Genomic DNA, 21,666 nt, shown 5'->3' with positions numbered 1-21,666 from the left:
CGTCGGCCGTGAGAGCGGAATCAGCCGGGCGCGAGAGCGGAAGGAAGAGGTACACCGCGAATGGACACCACTTGGGCGGCCGTGGCCGCCGCGGCCACCTTCGTCTGGTTCGGAATGGTGTTGGCCATCTCGTTCCTGGAGGCGCCGCTGAAGTTCCGGGCACCTGGAGTGACCCTGCGGATCGGTCTCGGCATCGGCAGGCTGGTCTTCCGTGCGCTCAACCGCGCCGAAGCCGTCCTGGCCGCCGTGCTGGTCGTGGCGGTCGCCGCCGGAGGCCCCACGGCACCCGTCGCGGCCCTGACGGTCGTCGCCGTGTCGCTGCTGGCCGTGCAGCTCGCCGCAGTCCGGCCCGTACTGAGCCGCCGCTCGGACCGGGTGCTGGCGGGGGAGGACGTGCCACGCTCCCGTGCCCACCTCGTCTACGTCGCCTGTGAGTCGGTCAAGGCGCTGACCCTGCCGGCGTTGGGCATCGTGCTGATGCCGGTCTGAACCCAGCCGCGTCTGAACCCAGCCGTTTCCGTGGCCAGTTGATGACGAGGGTGAACGTACGTCCGGCCTCAGGTCTCGTACATCGCCGGCTGGTCGACCTCCGTGCCCCCGGAGGGGGCGTCGGGCCGGGGTGCCGCACCCTCGCGCCGCCGGGAGCGCGAAGCGCCCCGGCCCGCGCGTCGCGTGGCGCGGGCCGGGGCGGACCGGGTGGGGTGTCAGCCGGCCGTGCCGGCGGCGCAGCCGTTGCCGCCGGCCGGGTTGAGCAGGCTGACGACCCCGAGCGTGTTGCCGCAGACGTCCACCGGTACATGCACCGGGGCCTGCAGTGCGTTGCCGGACAGGGCTCCCGGGCTGCCCACGGCCGCGCCCTGGGCGCCGGAGTCCGCGACGGCGCTGCCGACGCCGGCGACGGCACCGGCCAGGGTGAGGGCGGTCAGGACGGACGCGGTTCGCTTGCTCATGCTCGATCTCTCTCGTTGGGGAGGGTGGAACAACGGCTCCGATCCCACCGCATTCCGGCGGCATATGACGGGCAATTCACCGGACCCGGGCGTGTCAGCGCGACTGGTGTCGATCCGAGTCCTCCGCGTGCGGGGTGGCCGTCCACCGGTGCCGGCTCTGGAGCGATTCGCAGGAGGGGTCGGGGGGTGGTGCGCGGGGATTCGCGCTCCACGAGGAGTCCTGTGCCGGGCAGTGCAGTTGCTGTGTGCGGGACTCTTCTCGGTCGTCCGCCCGGTCGGCGGTCGTCGCAAGGCGGCATCCCGACGACGCGTCAGCGCCGCTCGCAAGAGGCGGGTCCGGGGCGGCGAGCCGTACCTCGTACGCCGTGCACGCATGGGTGGTCGACGGGCGGGCCGTTCGGTTGTCCCTCGGTGCTGCTGCGTGCTCATTGATCCGCCGCCGGCCCGGCGCTGCGACGTGCGAATCAGTGGTCGTTGTCAGCCCCCACGTCCCGAGCACGCAGCGCCGCCGTCTGCTCGCGGCGCTCGCGACTCAGCAGACCGGACATGCAGGATGCGGTCGACGCCAGAAGGGCGATCACCGCGTTGACGGTCAGGTTGCCCCCGTGCGCGAAGCCGCCGAGCTGGGAGTTGCACGGCGACGCACACGGTCCGGCCCGCTCACCGGCATCCACGACCCCGACGGCTTGGGCGCCGTGTTCTTCGCCGAGCTCGCCGCCGCCGGGCAGGTCGAGCGCAGCAGATCCAGCCTCACCCGAACGAGGAGATCCTCAGATCGATTCGATCAGCTCTGCCAGTGCCGCGCCCAGGCGTTCCAGACCGGGCCCCGGCGGGCCTCCGGGTTCGGTCATGTAGACGTCGCGCCGGATCTCGATCATCAGGGCGCTGACGCGGGGGTCCCTGCCGTGGAAGTCGAGGGGCACGTACGTGCCCGCGAAGGGGCTGTCGAGTCCGGTGCCGCCGAAGCCCGCGAACGCCCGCTCCGCGGCGGCGAGGAGGTCGGGCGGGGTGTGGAAGGGGTCCGTACCCAGGCAGATCGGTGGCCGGGGTCCGTCGCCGTGCAGCTCGTAGGGCAGCGGCTCGGTGGGGTACGAGTGGACGTCGACGACCACCGCACGTCCGACGGCTTCGAGACGGTCGGCCACGGCAGCGCTCATGGCCCGCGCGTACGGGTGGAAGTAGCGCTCGACGAGCGGCCGTGGATCCGTGTCCGCCGGCCGGAGGCGCTCGCGGTTCGTGGTCCTCGTGTAGACCGCGCCCATGCCGACGGCGAGCATCTCCTCGCGCTCGTCGGGGAACCGCTCGGGGTCGATCACCAGCCGGGAGAGCCCGTTGACGAACTGCCACGGCCTGACCGCGGCGGCGTCCGCCCCCGCGGCGGCGACGGCGGCCGTGTGGGAGTCGGTGACGTGGTCGAGTTCGAGTACCAGCGCGGCGTCGTCCAGTTCGATGCCGTGGCGCACCCACTCCGGAATCTCACGCGAGGAGTGCGGGACGTGGAGCACGACGGGGGAGTCGTCGGCTCCTGGGAGGAGGCGGAAGGAGGACATGAAGGATGATCTTAGGGTCGCCGGTCGCCGGTCGCCGGTCGCCGGACGCCGGTCGGGGCTTGGGCCCGGCCGGGAGGGACGCCATGGGACAGGCGGAGTACGAGCGGCACCCGGGCTTGCCCTCCCGCACGGACCCACGTCCCCGCCCCCGCTCCTCGAAGAGCCTCACCCGCCCCTTAACATCGAACTGATTTCTGACGCAACCTCTCTTTTTTCTGGGTGTGGCTGGTTATGATCGGGCTCCTCATCCTGGTCCCGACCTGGGCCGCAAAGGTGCTTCCCCAGTTCAGGGGCAGTACCCCGGCCCTGCGACGGGCCGTCACGCTGTCCCCCGCTCCCGAGGACTGATGTCACCGATACAACCCATCGGATCACGAGGCCCGTCGGCGAAGCGTCGTCGGCGCACCCTGCGCCTGCGTACGCTGCTCATCTGGCTCGCGGTCGTCCCCATCGTGGCCCTGGGCGTCCAATCGGCGCTGGCCGCGAACCGGTTGCTGGAGCAGTCGGGACACCTGCGCGCCGATGTGGAGTCCGGTGAACGTCTGGGCGTACCCCTGTACCGGCTCATGGTCGCGATGCAGTCCGAGCGGACGCTGACCGCCGCGCGCTGGGCCGGCACCACGGTGCCCGAGGACGTCATGGGGGAGCGGCGCGCGGCCACCGACGAGGCCGCGACGGGGTTCCGCCGGTCGTGGGCGCCCGGCAGCGCGGTGTCCGAGTTGGCGGACCGCCGCCTGCAGGAGGTGTCGCAGGGCCTGGACGACCTGAACTCCTACCGCGAGCGCACGGACAGCGGCATCGGAAGCGCCGACAGCACACTCGTGTACTACAGCGGCGTGATCGGCCAGATGATCCGCTTCTACCAGGACGAGCTGAGCCACACCGAGGACGGTGGGCTCATCGAGGACACCCGCGTCGTCACCGCCATGTTCGCGGCGTCCGAGATGGTGGCCCAGGAGGACATGATCCTCGCGCAGGCAGGGCCGTCCAGGACGCTGACCACCTCCAGGTTCGCCGACTTCGTCAACGCCGTCGGTGCCCAGCGGTACCTGTACGACACGTGGATCGTGCCGTACCTGCCGGACGCCCAGAACGACCTCTACGCGCAGATGGTCCGCTCGGGAGCGTGGCAGACCAAGACCCGCATCGAGAGCGCCGTCCTGTCCGAGCAGTCGATCACCGACGACGGTGTGAAGCTGCCCCGCGACGTCAAGGGGTGGAGCGCCGCGCAGGAACAGTGGGGGCCACAGCTCAGCACGCTGAACGCCGACCGGTCCCGGGCCCTGCTGGCGCGCGCCGACGCCCGGGCGACGGACCTCGAGACCGACGTCGCCTGGCTCATCGCGGGCAGCGCGGCCGCACTGCTGGCCGTCGCGACCGTCGTCGCCCTCACCACGCGGTCGGTGCTGCGCAGGCTGAGCCGTCTGCACGACCGGACGGTGACCGTCGCCGAGCGCACACTGCCGGACGTCGTGGACCGGCTGCAGAGCGGTCGACCGGTCGACCCCGACGCACTGCCCGCGGTCCGCGGCGAGCAGGACGAAGTGGGGCGCATCAGTGACGCGTTCGCCCGGGTGGTCGCCGTCTCCGTGAGCGGTCACCGGCAACTCGCCGCCGAGCGCATGGGCTTCGGGATGTTCGCCGCGGGTATCGCCTCCCGCACCGGAAACCTGGTCAGCCGCCAGCTGAGCCTCACCGAGGAGCTTCAGGACACCTTCGGGCACGACGAGACGCTCCTCGCCGAGTTGATGCGGGCCGACCAGCTGACGGTCGGAATGCGCCGGCAGACGGAGAACCTGCTCATCCTGGCCGGCGGGGAGATCCCCGACCCCCACACCGAGCCCATGCGCATCGCCGACCTGCTGCGCGAAGCGGCGGCCGAGGTCGAGGACTTCCGTCGCATCGAGCGGCAGGCGCTGGACGAGATCAGCGTCGAGGCATCCGTGATCAGCCAGGTCAGTCATCTCCTGGCCGAACTGCTGGACAACGCGACGCGGTTCTCCCCACCGAGGTCGAAGGTCGTCATCCGGGCCGAACTCGTCGCCGACGGGCTGTCGGTGGAGATCGAGGACCGCGGGCCGAAGGTGGCACCCGCGACCTACGAGGAGATGAACGGGCGCCTGCACTCGGCACCCCCGTACGCCGTGCTGGCGGAGAACGCCCATCGGCTGGGTCTCTTCGTGGTCGGCCACCTCGCCGACGGGCTCGGGGCCACGGTCGTTCTGCGCAGGTCGGTGTACGGCGGGACGTCGGCCGTGGTGATCCTTCCCAAGGCGCTGCTCGTACCGACGAAGGGCGAGACGGGAGGTGCGCCGCCCGTGGCGTCGGTACACCTGGAGTCCGCGCGGGCCGAACCCTCCCGGGGCGGGCCCGCCCGTGAGGAGCCGGAGTTGCCGGCACGTTCGTCCCCGGCCGACGGCGAGTCCCCCCGAGTCGAGCCTGCCCGTGAGGCGCCGGTGCGCTTCGAGACCGAGCATCTGGAGCGGGCCCCTGTGGTGCCGGAACATGTGGAGCGAGTCCCCGTGGTGCCGAAGCCCGTGGTGCCGGCGCCCATGGTGCCGAAGCACGTGGACTCGGCCCCCGTGGAACCGGAGCGGGCGGACACCGCACCCCTGGGGAGCGGCGTTCCCGCGCCGCGCGGCCCGGGCGACGACATGCCGGAGACGGGCCCGCACACGGGGGCGGGGCTGCCGGTTCGCAGGGCGCAGCAGCGATCGAACGTGCGCTCGCACGAGAAGGCGACCCACGACGAACCCTCACGCGACGACTCCTCGCGCGACCACGCGTCCCGTGACCGGGCGTCGCTCGGCCAGTCGTCCCGTGACCGGGCCTCGCACGAACGGCCTTCGCACCAGCAGCCGCTGGAGGCGTCGGCGCGCCCCGCCCGCCCCGCCGAGCCGGTCCGTGACAGGCGTCCGGCGCTGCCCGAGCGCGTCCCGCAGACGCACATGGCCGAACAGCTCCTGGGGCCCCGCCGCCCGACGGAAGCGGCGGCCGTGGGGGACCAGGACACCCCCGAGGAGGTGGCCGACGCCTGGGCCGACTACGAGCAGGGAACGCAGATGGTGGAAGAAGAGCTCCGACAGGATCGGCGATGACGACGACATCCAACGACATGATCTTCAGCGTCCTGGACAACAACCTGAGCAGGATCGCCGGCATCAAGGGCGCCGTGCTGCTGTCCAACGACGGGATCATGCTCAGCTCCTACTTGCTGGACCGCCCCCAGGGCGAGCGGGTGGCCGCGGCGTCCTCAGGGATCGCGTCCACGATGAAGGCCATCTCCCGGGAGGTCGAGGGCGGGCGGATCATCCGTCAGCTGGTCGAGATGGACGACCGGTACCTCTGCATCGTCGGATGCGGGGAGGGCAGCACCCTCATCGTCGTGACGTCCCGCAAGGCCCGGCTCGGCGAGCTGGGCGGCGAGGCCGTACGCACCGCGCAGGCGCTCGGGGAGTGGCTGGGCACACCCGAGCGCACCCAGGCGCCGACGTCGTAATGACCGACGCGCCGCGCCGAGGAGGCGGCCGCCGGACGCGGTTGTACGCCCTGACCGACGGGCGTACGACCGCTCCGCCGGCCTCGCTGACCATGGACACCACGGTCACGGCGGCGGTCTCCCCGGACGCCTACGACGGCCTCCCCAGCGAGTGGCAGGCCGTCCTGTCCCTGTGCATGCCGCCGAACGGCCGGGCGGTCGCGGAGATCGCGGCCCGTATGCACATGCGCCTGACGCCCATGATCCTCCTCCTCGGCGAACTGGAGGACCGCGGGCTGGTACGGCACCGGTCGCCCCTGGAGGAGGCCGAGACCAGCAATGTCCACCTGCTCAGGAGAATCAGGGACAACCTTGCCCGGATATGACACCTCTGCCCAGGAAGTCGCGCCTGTCAAGATCCTCGTGGCCGGAGGGTTCGGCGTCGGGAAGACGACTCTGGTCGAGACGATCTCCGAGATCGAGCCGTTGCGCACGGAGGAGCGGCTGACGTCCGCCGGCGTCGGCGTCGACGACCTGGACGGGATCGAGTCCAAGACGGTGACCACCGTGGCGATGGACTTCGGCCGCATCACCCTCACCGACGCCGGAGTCGTCCTCTACCTGTTCGGGACACCTGGCCAGGAGCGCTTCTGGTTCATGTGGGACGACCTGCTCAACGGCGCCCTCGGAGCGGTCGTGCTGGTCGACACCCGGCGCCTCGACCGCAGCTTCCCCGCGGTCGACTTCTTCGAGAGCCGCGGGCTCCCGTTCGTGGTCGGCGCGAACTGCTTCCACGGCGAACAGCTCTACACCCCCGAGGAGATCAGGGCGGCGCTGCACCTGCGCAACCCGGACACCCCCGTCCTCATGCTCGACGCCCGCACCCGTACGGACGTGCGCTCGGCGCTGCTCGCGCTCCTCGACATGCTGATCGCCGACGCGGCGGCTACGCGGGTGTGAGCTCTTCCCCCCCACCCCGGCATGCCCCGCTCGAATCGTTGCCGGACGTGCGCGGGGGCCGGTTCTGCGCCCGGTGCCGAGGGGAACTCGATCCTCCGGCCGTCGCGGTCCGCCGGCCGGACGACACGACCAGTCCGGTCCACGAGGGAGGACCGAGGGGACACTCCCGCTCCGGCTCCCGCACGCGGTCCCACGGCGCGTTGCTCCCGCCCCGCACCCGCTCTTGGCCATGCTGCTGTGCCCATGGGGATGCTCCTGTCGGCCGTCGCGGTGCTCGTCGTCACGCACGTGCTGATCAACCGCGTCGGGGCCGAGCTCTACGTACCCGTCTGCGTCGTCGCGACCGCTGCCCTGGTGCTGCTCGCGCGGCTGGGCGGGGTCACCTGGGACGAGCTGGGCATGGGGCGGTCGTCGGTGCGGCGTGGGCTGAGGTGGGGGCTCGTCCTCGTCGGGGTCGTGATCGTCGTGTACGGGGTGGCCCTGGCGGCGCCCTTCACCCGCGAGGCGTTCGTCGACCGGCGGGTGGCCGGACTCTCGGCGGGGGAGTTGCTGTACCGGGTGTTCGTGCGGGTGCCGTTCGGGACCGTGCTGCTGGAGGAGGTCGCCTTCCGGGGCGTCCTGTGGGCCGTGATCCGCAGGCGATGGGGGACGGGGTGGGCCACGGCCGGCACCTCGGTCCTCTTCGGGCTGTGGCACATCGTGCCGTCGCGCGGACTCACGCGTTCCAACGCGGCCGTCGGGGCGGTGCTCGGCACGGGCGGGACCGGCGTCGCGCTGTCGGTGGGCGCGGCGGTCGTCGGAACCGCGCTCGCTGGCGTGCTGTTCTGCGAGTTGCGCCGGCGGTCCGGCAGCCTGATCCCGTCCGTCGCCCTGCACTGTGCCCTCAACAGCGCCGGCTATGCGCTGGCGTGGACGGCCGCCCGCGCGGGCTGAGGGACTGCCCGGCGAGGGGACGCCCCCGCCCTCGGGCCCGCAGACCCCGGGCGGGCGACGCCCCCCGAGCCGTCAGGCTCCCGGCGGTAGGTCCGCGGGGCGGCCGTCGCCACGGGTGAGGCGGTAGCCGCAGATACCGGCCAGCGCGGCGAGCACCGCGCCGCCGGCAGTCCAGAGGAAGCGGGACGACCACCAGCCCGACGACCAGCCGCCGTCCGGTGCGACCTCACGGCCGGAAGCGGGGACCAGCGGTGCGGCGAGCCGCCCGTCGACGGCCGTGGCACCGCCGGAGTCCTCCGCCGTGATCTCCACGGTCGCGTCGACCGGTTCGCCCAGGTCCTCGGCGGGCGCACCGACCACGGTGAGCCGTACGTAGTACGTCCCGGGCAGCGGGTCGTTCGCCCACGGCTCGGACCACGCCCTGACCGTGCGCAGCGCGCAGCTCAGCTCGACCGAAGGGGCCTCGGCCGGGGCCGACCGGACGTCGCTGCCGTAGCGGCACGCCTGGCGGCGCCTCAGCCCGTCGTACACGTCGAGCCGCCAGACGTGGGTGCCGTGGCGTGCCTCGGAGCGGGGCAGCTCGACCGTGGCCCTGACGGTGGCGCGCTGCCCGGCGTCGGCGGGGAACTGCCAGTACAGGTAGTCACCGGTCGACCCCCCTGCCGTGGCCCGCTGTCCGGGGCGTACGACGGTGGCGGTACGGAATGACGTACCGGCCTCGGTCGGTGCGGCGGTGTCGTCCTCCGTGCTCGCGCTCGGCGAAGGGGAATCGGCGGCGGCGACGCCCGGGAACGGCAGCGTGAACAGCGCGGCGGCGGACAGCAGCGCGGCCGTGGACATGCGTACGGTACGCATCAGTTGGTCCTCCAGACGGAGACGCGCCAGCGAGAGATCCAGCCCCACAGCACACCCGCGGCGAAGCCGGCGAGCGTCAGCACGCCGAGCAGCCACCAGCCGTGGCCGAGGCCGAGGAACGCCGCGTCGCCCGCGTCACGGGGTCCGCCCGTGATGTCGATCGTCAGCTCGAGGGGCAGGCCGGGCGCCGTCTTGACGGAGACGGGGGCGGAGAAGGAGTTGCTCACCCGCAGGCAGACGGTCTCGGCGGCGGGATCGCCGTCGTCGGCCGTCGAGACGTCGGTGTCGTCGGTCTCGGGCTTGGGGTAGCGCAGCCCCGTGGAGACGACGTCCGTGCGTCCGTCGCCCGTCGACTCGCCACGGACGATCTCGCGGCCGGCCAGGGTCGAGGCGCGCAGCAGCACACCGTGGTCACGGTTGACGCGGCGGTCGGGGGCGATGCTGACCGAGGCGCGCAGCTCCTGGCCGGGCAGCAGGTCCACGCGGTACCAGCGGTGCTGCCCGAAGGTCTCGCGGTCGGCGTAGAGACCGGCCTTCAGCCGCGGCGCGTCGGCGCAGCGTTCGCCGCCCTGGGTGGCCACCGGCGTGACGACCGGCTCGGCGGCGCGGTCCACCAACTGGCTCACCCGGTCGGACAGTTCCTCCTTGTGCTGGACGGAGGTGTACGTGCCGCCGGTGGCCTCGGCGATGCACATCAGCTGGGCGCGCATCCTGGCGTTGGGGACGAGGCCGAGGGTGTCGATGGTGATGTCGACGCCCTTGGCCGCGATCTCGCGCGCCACCTCGCACGGGTCGAGCGGGGCGCAGGTGTCCTCGCCGTCCGTGATGAGCACGATCCGTCGGGTGGCGTTCCCGCCCTCCAGGTCTTCGGCGGCGCCGAGCAGCGCGGGACCGATCGGGGTCCAGCCGGTCGGGACGAGCGTCGCCACCGCCGTCTTCGCCTCGGTCCGGTCGAGTTCGCCCACCGGGTGGAGCTGCTTGGTGTCCTTGCAGCCCTCCTTGCGGTCCTTGCCGGGGTAGTCGGCGCCGAGGGTGCGGATGCCGAGCCGTACGTCCTCCGGGACCGCGTCCAGCACCTCGTTGAACGCCTGCTTGGCAGCGGACATCCGCGACTGCCCGTCGATGTCGCGGGCCCGCATCGAGCCGCTCACGTCGAGGACGAGTTCGACCTTGGGCGGTTCCTTCGCGGCCGGCCGTTCGGCCGTGCCGCCGGAGTCGGCGAAGGCGGCGGAGGGGAGGAGCCCGCCGGTGACGGTGACCAGCAGCGCACCGCAGAGGGCGGCCGCCAGTCGCTTTCGTATGATCATCGGCGGATCATAGTGAGCCCGAGTGGTCCGGCCCAATTCCGCGCACACGGAGGCGCGCGGAGACGCGGCGGTGCGAGGCCAGCGTGGTGCGGGGCGCGGGCCGGCCACGGTGGCGAACTTCGCCGGTGCATCCGCTGACGCCACCGCCGTGCGATGCGAGGATTGCCTCGTCCGACGGGCCAGGGGGCGAGCATGGCACATCCGGTGAGCATTCGACGTGTACTCGGCGACCGTCCGTTCGCCGAGATCGGCGATCCGAGCGTCGTGGCGGTCGATCCCCGGCGCGGCGACATCGTCGCGGGAGGCGACCTCGGGTCGATCCGGTGGCCGCCGCCCGGCACGGCCGCCGTCGACCGCTGGCCGCAGTACCGGATCGGCGTGTTCAGCGCCGGTGACCTCGCCTGCCGCCACCTCCACCACTCCTACTGGCCGGTGAACTCGGTCGGCATCCATCCGTCCCTTCCGCTCGCGGCCGTGGGAACCGGCCGCTACGACGGCAGTTGGGACTTCCAGGGCGAACTCCTCCTGGTGGACCTGGAGTCGGGGACGGTGAGGACCGCACTCGAGGAACGACGTGAGGTGCTGGCCGTCGAGTGGCTGGACGACCGCAGACTGCGGCTCATGGTGTCCCCGGAGGACCGCGACTCCGACCACGCCTTCACCCACGCCTTCGAGACCGTGATCGAGCGTGAGGACTGGGCGGCAGCGGGGGACCGCACCATAGGGTTCCGCGAGTTGACCGGTCCGCGCGAGCGGAGGGTGCGCCCGCCGGACGCGGAACGGGCACGGGCGTTCCTGCGGGACCGCGGTGCCGCCGCGGGGTCCCCCTGGGAGCTGCGCCGGCAGGTGTGGGCGACGGAGACGCTGGACGACGGGCGGGTGCTGGCCGCGCTCCAGGGAGCACGACTCGAGTGCCGGCTGCCGTCCGGTGAGCTGCAGTGGACGGTTCCGGACCCCGACGGTGGACGGCAGATCCATGTCTGCGCCGACCAGCGCTCCGCCTGGGTGCATGTGCGGCACACCGGGCGGGTCACGGAATCGGGCTGGCGCCGGGCGGGGAATCTGGTCCAGCGCATAGCCCTCGACAGCGGGCGCTCTCTCGAGGAGTACGACCCCGGCCACGCCGTGATGTTCACCGGCGGCCGCGGTGGCTGGCTCGCCGTCCGGGAGGCCTGGCCGGCGCCGGAGCGGGGACAGACCGTCCTCCTCGCGCCGGACAACACGGAGGCGGCTCGATTCGTCCTGCCCGACCACGAGCACTTCGCCGTCCGCCGGGCTGCCGAGCCGCTCTTCGTGCAGCGTCCGGAGACCGGGGCCCCGGGGCGCCAATGGGTCGTCACCGTCGCCCTGGAGGTGACGGACGGAACACCGTCGGTCCGCCGCCTCTTCCCGCTGGACTGGGACGCCGACCGCACCATGCACCTGTTCGCGGGGCCGGGTACGCAGGTCGGGGACGACGCCCTCGTCCACGCGGCCACTCTCCACGACCACCGCGGACTGCTCTCGCGGAACTCGTTCGTGGTCCGACGCCGTCTCGCGGACGGCGCACCGCAGTGGGAGTACGGAACCGACGAGCCGGTCACGGCGCTGGACGGCGACGACCACACCGTCTTCGCCGCCTTCCGATCCGGGAGGATCGTGGCAGTCGACGCCGGGACCGGCAGCCCGCTCTGGGAGCGGGTCCTCCATGTATCGGGCCTGCCCGTCGTGCCCCTGTCGCTCACGGCGCCCCGCCCCGGCCGGCTCCTGGTCGGCACGGTGGACGGCCGGCTCCTGGACTGCGAGACGTCGACGGGGTCATGACCGGGCCGGGGCGCCCCCAGTCCGCCCCCCGGGCCGGGATGCTCCGCGGTGCGGGCCGCCGCGCGCGGGACGGTCGCGCCACTCGCCCCCGTCCGTCGGCGGCTTGGAGGATCGAGTGACCGGCGGACCACGAGTGGGTGCGGCCGGCCATGCCGCCCCGGGCGGGCCCCAGCGGCGCCCGGCGGTCCGCCCCCCGGGCCGGGTGCTCCGCGGTGCGGGCCGCCGCGCGCGTGGCGTCGGACGGCGGTGCCGATGGGGGGCGGGCCGTCCGAGGTGTCACGTCCGCGTTCGCCGACGGTGCCGTCGGCGTACGGCAGAGGCCACGCGTCGGGCCGGGGGAGCCTGCGGCGGCGTGCTCCCGTCCCACGCACTCGGCGCCTTCGACCGGGGCGGCTCCGGGTGCCGCCAGGCGGGCCGTGGTGCCCCGCCGGCCGGGCGGGGGGTACCGTCCTCAGCCCTCCGCCCCGGTCGCTGCCGCACCGTCACATCATCTGCCGCCGCACCAGCTCGTGCAGCCGGCCGCCCACATCCGCCAGCAGCCGGGCCGGCGGGCCCTGCTCTACCACGCGGCCCCCGGACATGACGATCACACGGTCGGCGTCCATCACCGTCGACAGCCGGTGGGCGATGACGACCCTGGTGGCGTGCAGCGCACGCGTGCTCTCGGTGACGATCCGCTGGGTCGCGTTGTCGAGGGCGCTCGTCGCCTCGTCGAAGAACAGCACGCGCGGTCGGCGGACCAGCGCCTGGGCGATCATCAGCCGCTGCCGCTGCCCGCCGGAGATCGCTCCGGCTCCGGAGATCATGGTCTGCATGCCCATGGGCATCCGGCGGACGTCCTCCGCGAGCCCCGCCATCTCGGCGGCCGCCCACGCCTCTTCCTCGGTGAACGGTTCCGCGCCCCGGATGCAGTCCAGGATCGATCCGGTGAACGGCTGGGAGTTCTGCAGGACGACACCGCACTGGCGGCGTACGGCGGCCTGGTCCAGGGCCGCGAGGTCCTGGCCGTCGTACAGCACGCTGCCGGAGGCGGGACGGTCGAAGCCGATGAGCATCCGCAGCAGCGTCGACTTGCCACAGCCGCTGGGCCCGACGACCGCGACGAACTCCCCGGGCCGTACGCTCAGGGACACGTCGTCGAGGACGAGCGGCCCGTCATCGGTGTAGCGGAACGACACCTTGCGGGCCTCGATCGCCCCGGACAGCTCCCCCGGCTGGGTGCTGCTCCCCCGTACCTCTGGGGCCTCGTCCAGGACCGGCTTGATCTGTTCGAACATCGGTAGCACCGCGGCGGCCGAGACCAGCGCACCGGTCAGCTGGGTCACGGAGGTCAGCATCATCGTCACGGCCGTGTGGAACGTCAGGAACTCGCCCGCCGTCAGACTCCCGCTCGCCGGGCCAGCCAGCAGCATGAACATGATCAGCGCGCTCAGCGGCAGATAGACCGCGTCGAGGACCGTCGTCAGATTGCGGATCCGGCCCGCGCGCCGGTGAAGCTCCCGGCTGCGCGCGAACTGCTTCGCCCATGCCGCGTAGGCGAAGCTCTCCGCCGCCGCGACCCGCAGCTTGGGCAGTCCCCGCAGGGTCTGGAACGCCTGGTTGTTCAGCTTGTTGTTCAGCTCCACCAGCCGGCGCTGCCAACGCAGCTGCCACAGCCCCATGCCGAGGAACACCGCCGCGATGACCAGCAGTATGCCGATCGCCGCGAGTGCCAGCGGAACGCTGTACACCAGCAGCAGCACCATGTTCATCGCGCCGACCGTGCTCGCCTGGACGACGACCGGCCCCACGCCCGACAGCAGCCGCCGGATGGCGCTGACGCCCATCGCCGCGCTCGCCAACTCGCCGGTGGAACGCTCCGCGAAGAACTTCGTCGGCAGCCGCAGCAGCCGGTCCCACACGGCGGGCTGCAGTGTGCTCTCGATCCGGCCCTCCATGCGCAGCACCGTGAGGTTCTGCATCAGCATGAAGACGGCCGAGACGCCGCCCGCGACCATCACCGCCACCGACACCTGGACGATCAGGTCGGTCCGGGCGTTCGGCACGTACACCCCGAGCACCTTGCCGGTGGCGATCGGCACCAGCGCGCCCAGAACGACCGCGACCAGTCCCGCGACGGCCAGGTTCCGCACGTCCGTGCGCGAGCCGCGGAGGCTGAAACGCATCAGCCGCCACAGGCTCGACGGCCGCTCGGGCAGCGGCCGGTAGAACATCACGGCCCGTTGCTCGAACTCCTCGGCGTTCTCCTCTCCGACGCGGATGCGGCTGCCGGTGGCCGGGTTCACCGCCTCGTAGCCGCCGCGCCGCCACAGCAGCGCCACCGGCGCCCCGGACCTGGCCCGGTGACCCACCAGCGGACCGCAGTCCTCCCGCCACCAGCGGCCGTCGAGCCGGACGGCACGGGTACGGACCCGGGAGGCGAGGGCGATGCGCTCCACCGGGCCGGTCCGCTCGTCGACCGGTGCGCCCCGCGCGGGTTCGGCGAGCGTGATACCGGCCGTCGAGGCGACGAGCCGGCACACCGCGTACGCGGCGTCGTCGGAGACGGCACCCCGGGAGCGGGCCGAAGAGGCCCTGCGGGAGGGGCCGATGGACGCCAGCAGCGCCTGGTCGGCACTCGTGCGGACCGCCTCCCCGGCCTTGATCCCGGCGGCCGCCCGGTCCTCGTGGGCCTGCTCCAGCCGCTCGATCCAGCGGTCGAGCCCCGACAGCAGCCGGTACTGCTGGTTGACCATCTGCTGCCACAGCGCACCGTCGACGAGCAGGTCGGCGGCGGCCTCGGTGCTGAACGCGGCGCCGTACTGCACGCTGCCGGGGAAGACCGGCAGCCACAGGACGTCGTCGTCCGCCGCCGCGTCGTCGTCCGTCGTCCGCCCGTCCAAAGGCGCCTCGAAGAGCACCCGCTGGCCGCGTCCCACGCCGAGCGCGAACGCGTGCTCCAGCAGACTCAGAGTGCCGTCCTGGCTGTCGTACCGGCTCTGGTAGGGGCTCTGGTGCGACCAGGCGTCACCGTACCCGGACTGCTGCCGGTGGAGCTCCAGCAGCGGGATGCGGCGCAGCACGCACCCCCGCAACGGCCTGCCGACGAGTGTGTGCTGGGGGCCGTCCACCGGGCCCAGCAGCAGCGTGCCCTTCTCCAGCCTCCCGAGGAAGTGCCAGTGCCCCTGCTGGGCCGCCTCGACCGCGAACAGGTCCAGCGCGCCGTCGACCAGCAGCCACAGCACCTGCGGACCCTCCAGCGGCAGACTGCGCAGCCCGGCGCAGTCGACGTGCTGCCCGAGCCCGCCGAACGCGGCGAGCACCGCGTCGTCGGGATGCGCGGACCCGGGGTGGTGACCGGGCTGTACGGGGATCACCTCAGTGCTCCTTGACCAGTTCGGCGTACGTGCCCCCGTGTCCGACCAGTTCCTCGTGCCGCCCGCGCTCCACCACCGTGCCGTGGTCGAGCACCACGATCTCGTCGCTGTCGCGCACGGTGCTCAGCCGATGGGCGATCACCACGCAGGCACAGCCCCGGCGGCGCAGATTGTCGATGATCAGCTGCTCGGTCTCCGCGTCCAGCGCGCTGGTCACCTCGTCCAGCACCAGCACACTGGGCCGGCGCACCAGTGCCCGGGCGATCTCCAGCCGTTGCCGCTGCCCGCCGGAGAAGTTGCGGCCGTCCTGCTCGACCCGGCCGTGGACGCCGCCGGGCCGCCGGGCGACCACGTCGTACAGCTCTGCGTCCTTCAGCGCGTCGACGACGGCCTCGTCGGTGATCGACGGGTCCCACAGGGCCACGTTGTCGCGGACCGTGCCCTCGAACAGGAACAGGTCCTGGTCGACGAAGGAGACGGAGGCGGCGAGCGCGCCGCGCGGGATCTCGTCCAGCCGCCGCCCGTCGATGCGGATGACGCCCTCCCAGGGGCTGTGGAGGCCCGCGATCAGCCGGGACACGGTGGACTTGCCGCTGCCGGAGCCGCCGACGAGCGCGACCTGGCTGCCCGGGCCCACCGACAGCGAGAAGCCGGTGAGCAGCGGCTTGTCCAGCGGGCTGTAGCCGAAGGTGACGTTCTCCAGGGTGACGTGTCCGCGCAGCCTGCGGGTGCTCGCGGGGGGCTCGGGGCGCGTGTAGAGCCCGTCGGCCGGGAAGTTCTCCACGTCCTTCAGCCGGGCCACGTCGGCGGCGAAGTCCTGGATGCGGGAGGCCATGCCGTTGAGCCGGGTGATCGGTGCGGTGAACCGGGTCACGAGCGCCTGGAAGGCCACGAGCAGACCGATCGAGACATGGCCCTCGACCGCCCGCAGACCGCCGATCCACAGGATCAGCGCGCTGTTCAGCGTCGCCAGGGTCGGTGCCACGACGGCGAGCACGGCGCTCGGCACACCGAGCCGCTGCTGTTCCTCCAGCGTGATGGCGTGCTGCCCCGCCCAGCGACGGAAGTACCCGTTCTCGCCACCGGTGGCCTTCATCGTCTCGATGAGCTGGATGCCGGTGTACGAGGTGTTCGTCAGCCGGGCGCTGTCGGCCCGCAGTTTCTGGGTACGCGTCGCCCGCAGGCGCACCACGATCCGCATGGCGACCACGTTCAGCAGGGCGATGAGTACGCCGACGACGGTCAGCTGGGGATCGTAGGTCCACAGCAGCAGCGCGTACAGGACGACGACGATGCCGTCGACGCCGAACGCGGTGAGGTCGCGGGCCAGGGTCTCGGCGACCGCGTCGTTCGACTGCAGCCGTTGGACGAGGTCGGCGGGACTGCGCTGGCCGAAGAACGTCACCGGCAGTCTGAGCAGATGCCGGAAGAACCGGGCGCTGCTCAGTGTGGACGAGATGACGCGGCCACGCAGCAGATTGGCCTGCTGGAGCCCGGTCAGCACGGCGGTCAGCGCGACCATGGCCGCCATCGAGGCGAAGAGGAGCCCGAGCAGCGAGGTCTGACGGCCCACCAGGTACATGTCGATGTACGTACGGCTCAGCGCGGGCAGCGCCGCGCCGACCGCGACCAGCAGCAGGCTGGCGAGCAGCGCGGCGGCCATCGTGCCCGTGGTGCCGCGCAGCCGGGCGGGCACGGAGCGCAGGACGCCGGGCTTGCGACCGCCGCGTCGGAAGCCGTCGCCGGGCTCGAGGACCAGCACCACTCCGGTGAAACTGGTGTCGAAGTCCTCCGCGGAGACGAACCGGCGGCCCTTGTCCGGGTCGTTGATGTGCACGCCGCGGCGGCCGAACCGGCGGCCCGTGCCGTCGTAGACGACGTAGTGGTTGAACTCCCAGAACAGGATGGCCGGCGCCCGCACCCCGGCGAGCGCGGCCGGCTCCATCTGCATGCCCTTGGCCCGGAGACCGTAACCGCGGGCCGCTTTGAGGATGTTGCTGGCGCGCGAGCCGTCGCGGGAGACACCGCAGGCGATCCGCAGCTCCTCCAGGGGCACGTGCCGGCCGTAGTGGGCGAGCACCATGGCGAGCGCCGCGGCACCGCACTCCACGGCCTCCATCTGGAGCACGGTGGGGGTGCGGACGCTCTTCTGTCCGACCGGTGCGGCGGGCCTGCGGGCCGCCCGGCGCGGGTTCGCGCGCCGCCGGCCGCCGCCGGTACGGGAGGCGGGGGGAGAGGGAGCCGTCACGGGAGCAGCCAATCGATCGGACGCTGGTCGGCCAGGCGGATCGTGCCGCCGGCCGGGGTCATGGACTCGACGGCGTACGGCGGTCCGTCGGAGGACGACCAGGCGTACCCGGACTCGGTGCGGGAGGATCGGTCGAGTTCCACCAGGACGGCGACGGGCCGTCCCTGGCGGGAGAACTGCTCGGCGAGCTGCCCGTCGCCGAGGAATCCCGCGATCTGCTGCCGGCTCTGCGACGTCCGGCCGACGGCCTCGACCCGGCCGCGCAGCACTCCGTACTGCTGGGAGGGCACCGACTGGACGGTGAGGTCGACCCGTGCGCCGACGGGGACGGCCGTGCCGTTGTCGGCGGGGAGGTAGAGCATCGCCTTCAGGGGGGAGCGGGCGTTGCCGACGCGCTCCAGGACGGCGACGTCCGCGCCGGTGGTGACGACGGCGCCGATGGTGGCCACGAGGGACGTGACGCGGCCCGCGGCGAGGGTGCGGACGAGGGTGCCCTCCTGCTTCTCGGCGCCGTCCCCGCCGGCACCGTTCCCGCTCGCGTCGCCGGTGCCGGAGCCCGGTCCGGTTCCGCCCGAGCCGTCGCCCGCGGTGGGCTCCCCGCCGCTCTCACTCTGCTCACCGGCGGTGCTCACCCGTAGCAGCGGTGCGCCGGCAGGGAGGCTCTTGCCCTCCTCGGCGAGCACTTCGGTCACCTGGCCCGCGACCGGACTCTGCAGGACGTAACTGCCCTGCGCGTGCGTGAGAATCCCCGGTGCACGCACCGTGGACGAAATGGAACCGTATACCGCCCAGAATGTGGCCGCCACCATCGCGATCACCGTGACGGAGAGGACGAGCCAGCCCTGCGGGCGGGCGAATCGGACCGGCAGATCGATTTCCTCCGGCGATTGCAGTTTGGAAAGGGCCTTTTGGCGGAACTGCACGTAACTCTTCCCTCGACTGCATATGTCCGGGTCCGGGGGTGGAAAGCGCGGTGAGCCCCGGAACGGGGAAGGTTCCGGGGCTCACTCAGGGCGTGCTCAGAGGCCGGCGACGAGACCGGTGACGGCACCGGTGTTCAGGCCGGTCGCACCCTCGACGGTGCCGACGACGGAGCCCACGACGGCGGAAGCCGGGACGATTCCGTCAACGGTGGAGGTCAGACCGGAAACCGCACCGGCGGCAACGGCGCTGTGCAGACCGCCGGAGACGTTGTCGAGGTCGGCGTCGGAGATCTCAGCGGTCTCGACCTGGGGGGTGAAGTTCATGATGAAGCTTCCCTTCATGTGGATATTTCCAAGGGTTACGGCCGGCCCCGCCGGATTACGTACCGGCCGCGTCACGGCGGGCGTGCGGGTCCACGGAACCGGGAACCCGAGCACAACTCCCGCAGTGCGCAGGATCAAAGCACGCCGGCGGACCCGACATCCAATCCCGGGGCACTCGGTCGGCGCCCCATCCGTCCTGGAACCAATTTCAGGTGCAGGCGTGTCCACGCGGCGGTGCCGACTTCTTCACAAGTTCCACCGGCCCGATTCCGTCCGGGTGAAAGAACGGCCCGTCGCGGAATCGGACACTCCGGTCCCAATGGATCAGCACGCCGCCAACCCCGCGGGGCGCACGGGGCGGAGGTCAATCGCCGTGCACCGGTTGCGTGTTCGATGTGCAGGTTTACGGAAGACTGTGTTCCGGTCCGCCTGGAGGGGCGTGGGCCGCCGGCGGGAACGCGTGCCGGCCGTCGGCGCGACGGGGTGCGGGACCCCGGCGGGGCCCTGCCGTCGAGTTCCGTCACGAGCGCGCGCGTTCCGTCGGCGCGAACGCGGGGTGGGCCGCCCCGGAGGTCGAGGATGCGGCCCATGAACGGTCAGAGAGAGGTGCCGAACGCCTGTGTCCACCAAGGTCCGCCGGAGGCGTCGTGGATGCCGACACCGAGCTCCTTGAACGAGCAGTTGAGGATGTTGGCGCGGTGGCCCGGGCTGTTCATCCACGAGTCCATCACCGACGACGGGCTCTGCTGGCCGCGCGCGATGTTCTCCCCGTACGTGCTCCACCGGTAGCCGGCGGCGGTGATCCGGTCGCCGGGGTCGGTGCCGTCCGGGCTGGTGTGGTCGAAGTAGCCGCGGGCCGCCATGTCCTCGGAGTGGCGTCGCGCGGCGGTCTCGAGCTTGTCGTTGCTGCGGACCGGGCCGCATCCCGCCTTGGCGCGCTCGGCGTTGACCAGGGCGACGACCTGCTCGACGTCCCCGCTCGGCAGCGGAGGCTCGGGGTCCGGTGCCTCGGGGGTCGGCGTCGCCTTGGGCTTCGGCCTGGCCGTGCTCGGCTTGGGCTTCGGCTTCGCCGCCTTGCTGGGGCCGGCGCTCACGCTCGGACTCGGGGAGGGGGAGGCGGAGGTGGAGGGCGAAGGAGACGGTGACGCGGACTGCGAGGGGGAGGGCTGCTCGGGGGAGGCCGGGGCGGCCACGGTGGAGGCGGGCTCCTCGGACTCGTCGGGGCCGAGCAGGAGATGGGCGGCACCGCCCGCGGTGACCAGAGCGGCGACCGCGGCTGCCACGGCCGTGGTGCGGCGGCGCCGCCGTGCGCGCTCCAGGCGGGCCTGGGTGCGCGACGCCCCGGCGGGCGACTCGCCGGAGCCGGCCGGGTCACCCTCCCCCAACGCACGGGCGGAGCCGGGGGCGTGCGAGGCGTGCGGGGCGCCCGGTGCGCGACCGGCGCCGTGGGCGCCGCCCGTGTGCGGCGGTGCGCCGAACGACGCCGTGGCCGCCGTGTCCGGGGCCTGCGGGGCGAAGGCGGCCGACGACGCGGCCACCGGTACCAGGGCCAGCCCGACGAGCAGCCCTTCGGCGGGCACCAGCCCGGACCAGTGGCCCGAACAGACCGTGCAGCCCCGGGCGTGACGGGCGATCCGCTTGCGCCACAGCGCGGAGGGCAGACCGTCCCAGCTCGCGACGATCGGCTCCAGGAGCACGCAGCCGGGTTCGGCGGACAGGGCGCGGACCACCACACGGGCCGTCTCCAACTGGGCCTTCATGCGCTGCACCCGTACCGCCGTGTGCTGCGGGGACAGCTCCAGCGCGGCGGCGACCTCCTCCCGGGACAACTCCCCGGCGGCCTCCAGCCACCACAGCGACAGCAGGGCGCGGTCGTCCTCGTCCAGCCAGCGGGTCGCCTCGGCCGTCTCCCGCCGCTGACCGGAGAGTCCGAGGCGGGTGATGGTCAGGTCCACGAAGTCCGCGCCGGGGTCGACGACGTCGTACGCGTCGTCCAGTCCGCCGCCGCCGGGTATCGCGCCCGCGCGGCGCTCCCGCCAGTGGCCGCGTATCTGGTTCATGGTGATGGCGACCAGCCAGCTGCGGAAGCTGTCCGGGTTGCGCAGCCCCTCCAGACCGCCGAGGACGCGGAGCATGGTCTCCTGCACCACGTCGTCCACGTCCGCGTGGCCGTTCATGGCGCGGCCGACGATGTTGTAGACCAGCGGAAGGTACTCGGCGACGAGCCGGTCCTGGGCGTGCTGGTCACCGGCCTGCGCCGCCATGATCACCGCGGCTTCGGGTTCGCTGCTCACGCTGTGTCCACTCTCTTCCTGGGCTGGGACGTGTCTCCTCCGACATCTGGGAGACGCCCTGCCTCCGTCCCGATAACAGAAATCGCATAGGAGTACGCAGAAACAGCCGGGAGTGTTAGATCCGCACGCCAAGCGCGCAGGACCGCGGCGGAGGGTTCGAACAGTTCGCCCGGAATATGAGCCGGTTCGTGCCACTGCCAGCGCACGATCTTGTCCGGTTCGGTGACCTCCGGCTCGCCTTCCACACCCGTGACGAGGGCGGCCGCCGAGATCCGGGTCAGGCCGCGCTTCCCGTCCATGACCACGGCGACGACGGCCACGTCCTCCTCGCGGACCCGCAGTCCCGTCTCCTCGGCGAGCTCCCTGGCGCCCGCGCGCTCGAAGCTCTCCCCGGGATCGACCTTGCCGCCGGGCAGCTCCCAGCGGCCGCTGCGGTCCAGGCCGAGCAGGATCCGCCCCCCGGGCTCGATGACGATCATGCCGACGCCGGTCAGGCCGTTGGGTGCGGGGAACGCGCGTGCGGGCCGCTCGTCGGGAGCGGGGCCGGGGGAGTGGGTCACCATGCGGGGATCGTACGAGGTTTCGAATCCCGTCCGTGACGGACTCGGTCCCGGTGTGACGGGGCTCCGCGCCGTGCGCACCCCTCTCCGCGGGCCGTATGCCGGGGCCCGCCGTCCGGGGCGTC

The 21,666-nt window shown here is 72.6% G+C and carries 18 protein-coding genes; 7 read left to right on the top strand and 11 right to left on the bottom strand.

What is annotated here, in order from left to right:
• Window positions 1–60 precede the first annotated feature (60 nt).
• Window positions 61–489 carry a hypothetical protein gene (locus tag O7595_RS04355; protein WP_269727398.1) on the top strand — a complete coding sequence of 143 codons (429 nt, stop codon included), beginning with the start codon at window positions 61–63 and terminating at the stop codon, window positions 487–489.
• Between the two features lie 215 nt (window positions 490–704).
• Here the strand turns inward: O7595_RS04355 and O7595_RS04350 are convergent, their stop codons facing one another.
• The 3 genes from O7595_RS04350 to O7595_RS04340 all read right to left on the bottom strand — a co-directional run bounded on the left by O7595_RS04350 (window position 705) and on the right by O7595_RS04340 (window position 2,500).
• Window positions 705–950 carry a chaplin gene (locus O7595_RS04350; protein WP_269727397.1) on the bottom strand — a complete coding sequence of 82 codons (246 nt, stop codon included), beginning with the start codon at window positions 948–950 and terminating at the stop codon, window positions 705–707.
• A gap of 464 nt (window positions 951–1,414) precedes the next feature.
• Window positions 1,415–1,624: a hypothetical protein gene (locus O7595_RS04345; protein ID WP_269727396.1), complete on the bottom strand. Its 210-nt coding sequence runs from the start codon at window positions 1,622–1,624 to the stop codon at window positions 1,415–1,417.
• A gap of 96 nt (window positions 1,625–1,720) precedes the next feature.
• A complete protein-coding gene (locus O7595_RS04340; RefSeq protein ID WP_269727395.1) occupies window positions 1,721–2,500 on the bottom strand; it encodes an N-formylglutamate amidohydrolase in 780 nt (259 codons plus the stop codon).
• A 347-nt stretch (window positions 2,501–2,847) separates the two neighbouring features.
• Here O7595_RS04340 and O7595_RS04335 point away from each other — a divergent pair, with 347 nt between their 5' ends.
• The 5 genes from O7595_RS04335 to O7595_RS04315 all read left to right on the top strand — a co-directional run bounded on the left by O7595_RS04335 (window position 2,848) and on the right by O7595_RS04315 (window position 7,871).
• Window positions 2,848–5,598, top strand: coding sequence for a sensor histidine kinase (locus tag O7595_RS04335; protein ID WP_269727394.1), 2,751 nt, complete (start codon window positions 2,848–2,850; stop codon window positions 5,596–5,598).
• Window positions 5,595–5,999 (top strand): roadblock/LC7 domain-containing protein, encoded by a 405-nt coding sequence (locus O7595_RS04330; RefSeq protein ID WP_269727393.1) that lies wholly within the window; start codon window positions 5,595–5,597, stop codon window positions 5,997–5,999. The genes O7595_RS04335 and O7595_RS04330 overlap by 4 nt, the downstream gene beginning before the upstream one ends.
• Entirely contained in the window at window positions 5,999–6,364 is a 366-nt protein-coding gene (locus O7595_RS04325) for a DUF742 domain-containing protein (protein ID WP_269727392.1), read from the top strand. Before O7595_RS04330 ends, O7595_RS04325 begins: the two co-directional genes overlap by 1 nt.
• Window positions 6,351–6,938 (top strand): GTP-binding protein, encoded by a 588-nt coding sequence (locus O7595_RS04320; RefSeq protein ID WP_269727391.1) that lies wholly within the window; start codon window positions 6,351–6,353, stop codon window positions 6,936–6,938. The genes O7595_RS04325 and O7595_RS04320 overlap by 14 nt, the downstream gene beginning before the upstream one ends.
• A gap of 243 nt (window positions 6,939–7,181) precedes the next feature.
• Window positions 7,182–7,871: a CPBP family intramembrane glutamic endopeptidase gene (locus O7595_RS04315; RefSeq protein WP_269727390.1), complete on the top strand. Its 690-nt coding sequence runs from the start codon at window positions 7,182–7,184 to the stop codon at window positions 7,869–7,871.
• 72 nt (window positions 7,872–7,943) lie between these two features.
• Here O7595_RS04315 and O7595_RS04310 read toward each other — a convergent pair whose 3' ends face one another.
• Window positions 7,944–8,726 (bottom strand): hypothetical protein, encoded by a 783-nt coding sequence (locus O7595_RS04310; RefSeq protein WP_269727389.1) that lies wholly within the window; start codon window positions 8,724–8,726, stop codon window positions 7,944–7,946.
• Window positions 8,726–10,033, bottom strand: a complete 1,308-nt coding sequence (locus tag O7595_RS04305) for a VWA domain-containing protein (RefSeq protein ID WP_269727388.1) — start codon at window positions 10,031–10,033, stop codon at window positions 8,726–8,728. Before O7595_RS04305 ends, O7595_RS04310 begins: the two co-directional genes overlap by 1 nt.
• Window positions 10,034–10,237: 204 nt before the next feature.
• On the opposite strand from O7595_RS04305, the gene O7595_RS04300 reads away from it, so the two are divergent.
• A complete protein-coding gene (locus O7595_RS04300) occupies window positions 10,238–11,836 on the top strand; it encodes a PQQ-binding-like beta-propeller repeat protein (RefSeq protein ID WP_269727387.1) in 1,599 nt (532 codons plus the stop codon).
• A gap of 482 nt (window positions 11,837–12,318) precedes the next feature.
• Here the strand turns inward: O7595_RS04300 and O7595_RS04295 are convergent, their stop codons facing one another.
• From O7595_RS04295 to O7595_RS04270, 6 genes are all read right to left on the bottom strand, one after another.
• On the bottom strand, window positions 12,319–15,192 hold the full coding sequence (locus O7595_RS04295; protein WP_269727386.1) for an NHLP bacteriocin export ABC transporter permease/ATPase subunit: 2,874 nt from the start codon (window positions 15,190–15,192) through the stop codon (window positions 12,319–12,321).
• Between the two features lies 1 nt (window position 15,193).
• Window positions 15,194–17,440: an NHLP family bacteriocin export ABC transporter peptidase/permease/ATPase subunit gene (locus O7595_RS04290; protein WP_443071561.1), complete on the bottom strand. Its 2,247-nt coding sequence runs from the start codon at window positions 17,438–17,440 to the stop codon at window positions 15,194–15,196.
• On the bottom strand, window positions 17,437–18,363 hold the full coding sequence (locus O7595_RS04285; RefSeq protein WP_269727385.1) for an HlyD family efflux transporter periplasmic adaptor subunit: 927 nt from the start codon (window positions 18,361–18,363) through the stop codon (window positions 17,437–17,439). Before O7595_RS04285 ends, O7595_RS04290 begins: the two co-directional genes overlap by 4 nt.
• Window positions 18,364–18,459: 96 nt before the next feature.
• Window positions 18,460–18,687 carry a type A2 lantipeptide gene (locus O7595_RS04280; protein WP_269727384.1) on the bottom strand — a complete coding sequence of 76 codons (228 nt, stop codon included), beginning with the start codon at window positions 18,685–18,687 and terminating at the stop codon, window positions 18,460–18,462.
• A gap of 596 nt (window positions 18,688–19,283) precedes the next feature.
• Window positions 19,284–20,981, bottom strand: coding sequence for a sigma-70 family RNA polymerase sigma factor (locus O7595_RS04275; RefSeq protein ID WP_269727383.1), 1,698 nt, complete (start codon window positions 20,979–20,981; stop codon window positions 19,284–19,286).
• The gene (locus O7595_RS04270) at window positions 20,978–21,544 is read right to left on the bottom strand and encodes a nucleotide triphosphate diphosphatase NUDT15 (RefSeq protein ID WP_269727382.1); all 567 of its coding nucleotides are present in this window, start codon (window positions 21,542–21,544) and stop codon (window positions 20,978–20,980) included. The genes O7595_RS04275 and O7595_RS04270 overlap by 4 nt, the downstream gene beginning before the upstream one ends.
• Between the last annotated feature and the right edge of the window lie 122 nt (window positions 21,545–21,666).

The organism is Streptomyces sp. WMMC940 (genome assembly GCF_027460265.1).
Lineage (GTDB): Bacteria > Actinomycetota > Actinomycetes > Streptomycetales > Streptomycetaceae > Streptomyces.
Note: the sequence above shows the minus strand (reverse complement) of the source record. Positions and strands in the feature narration are given on the sequence as shown.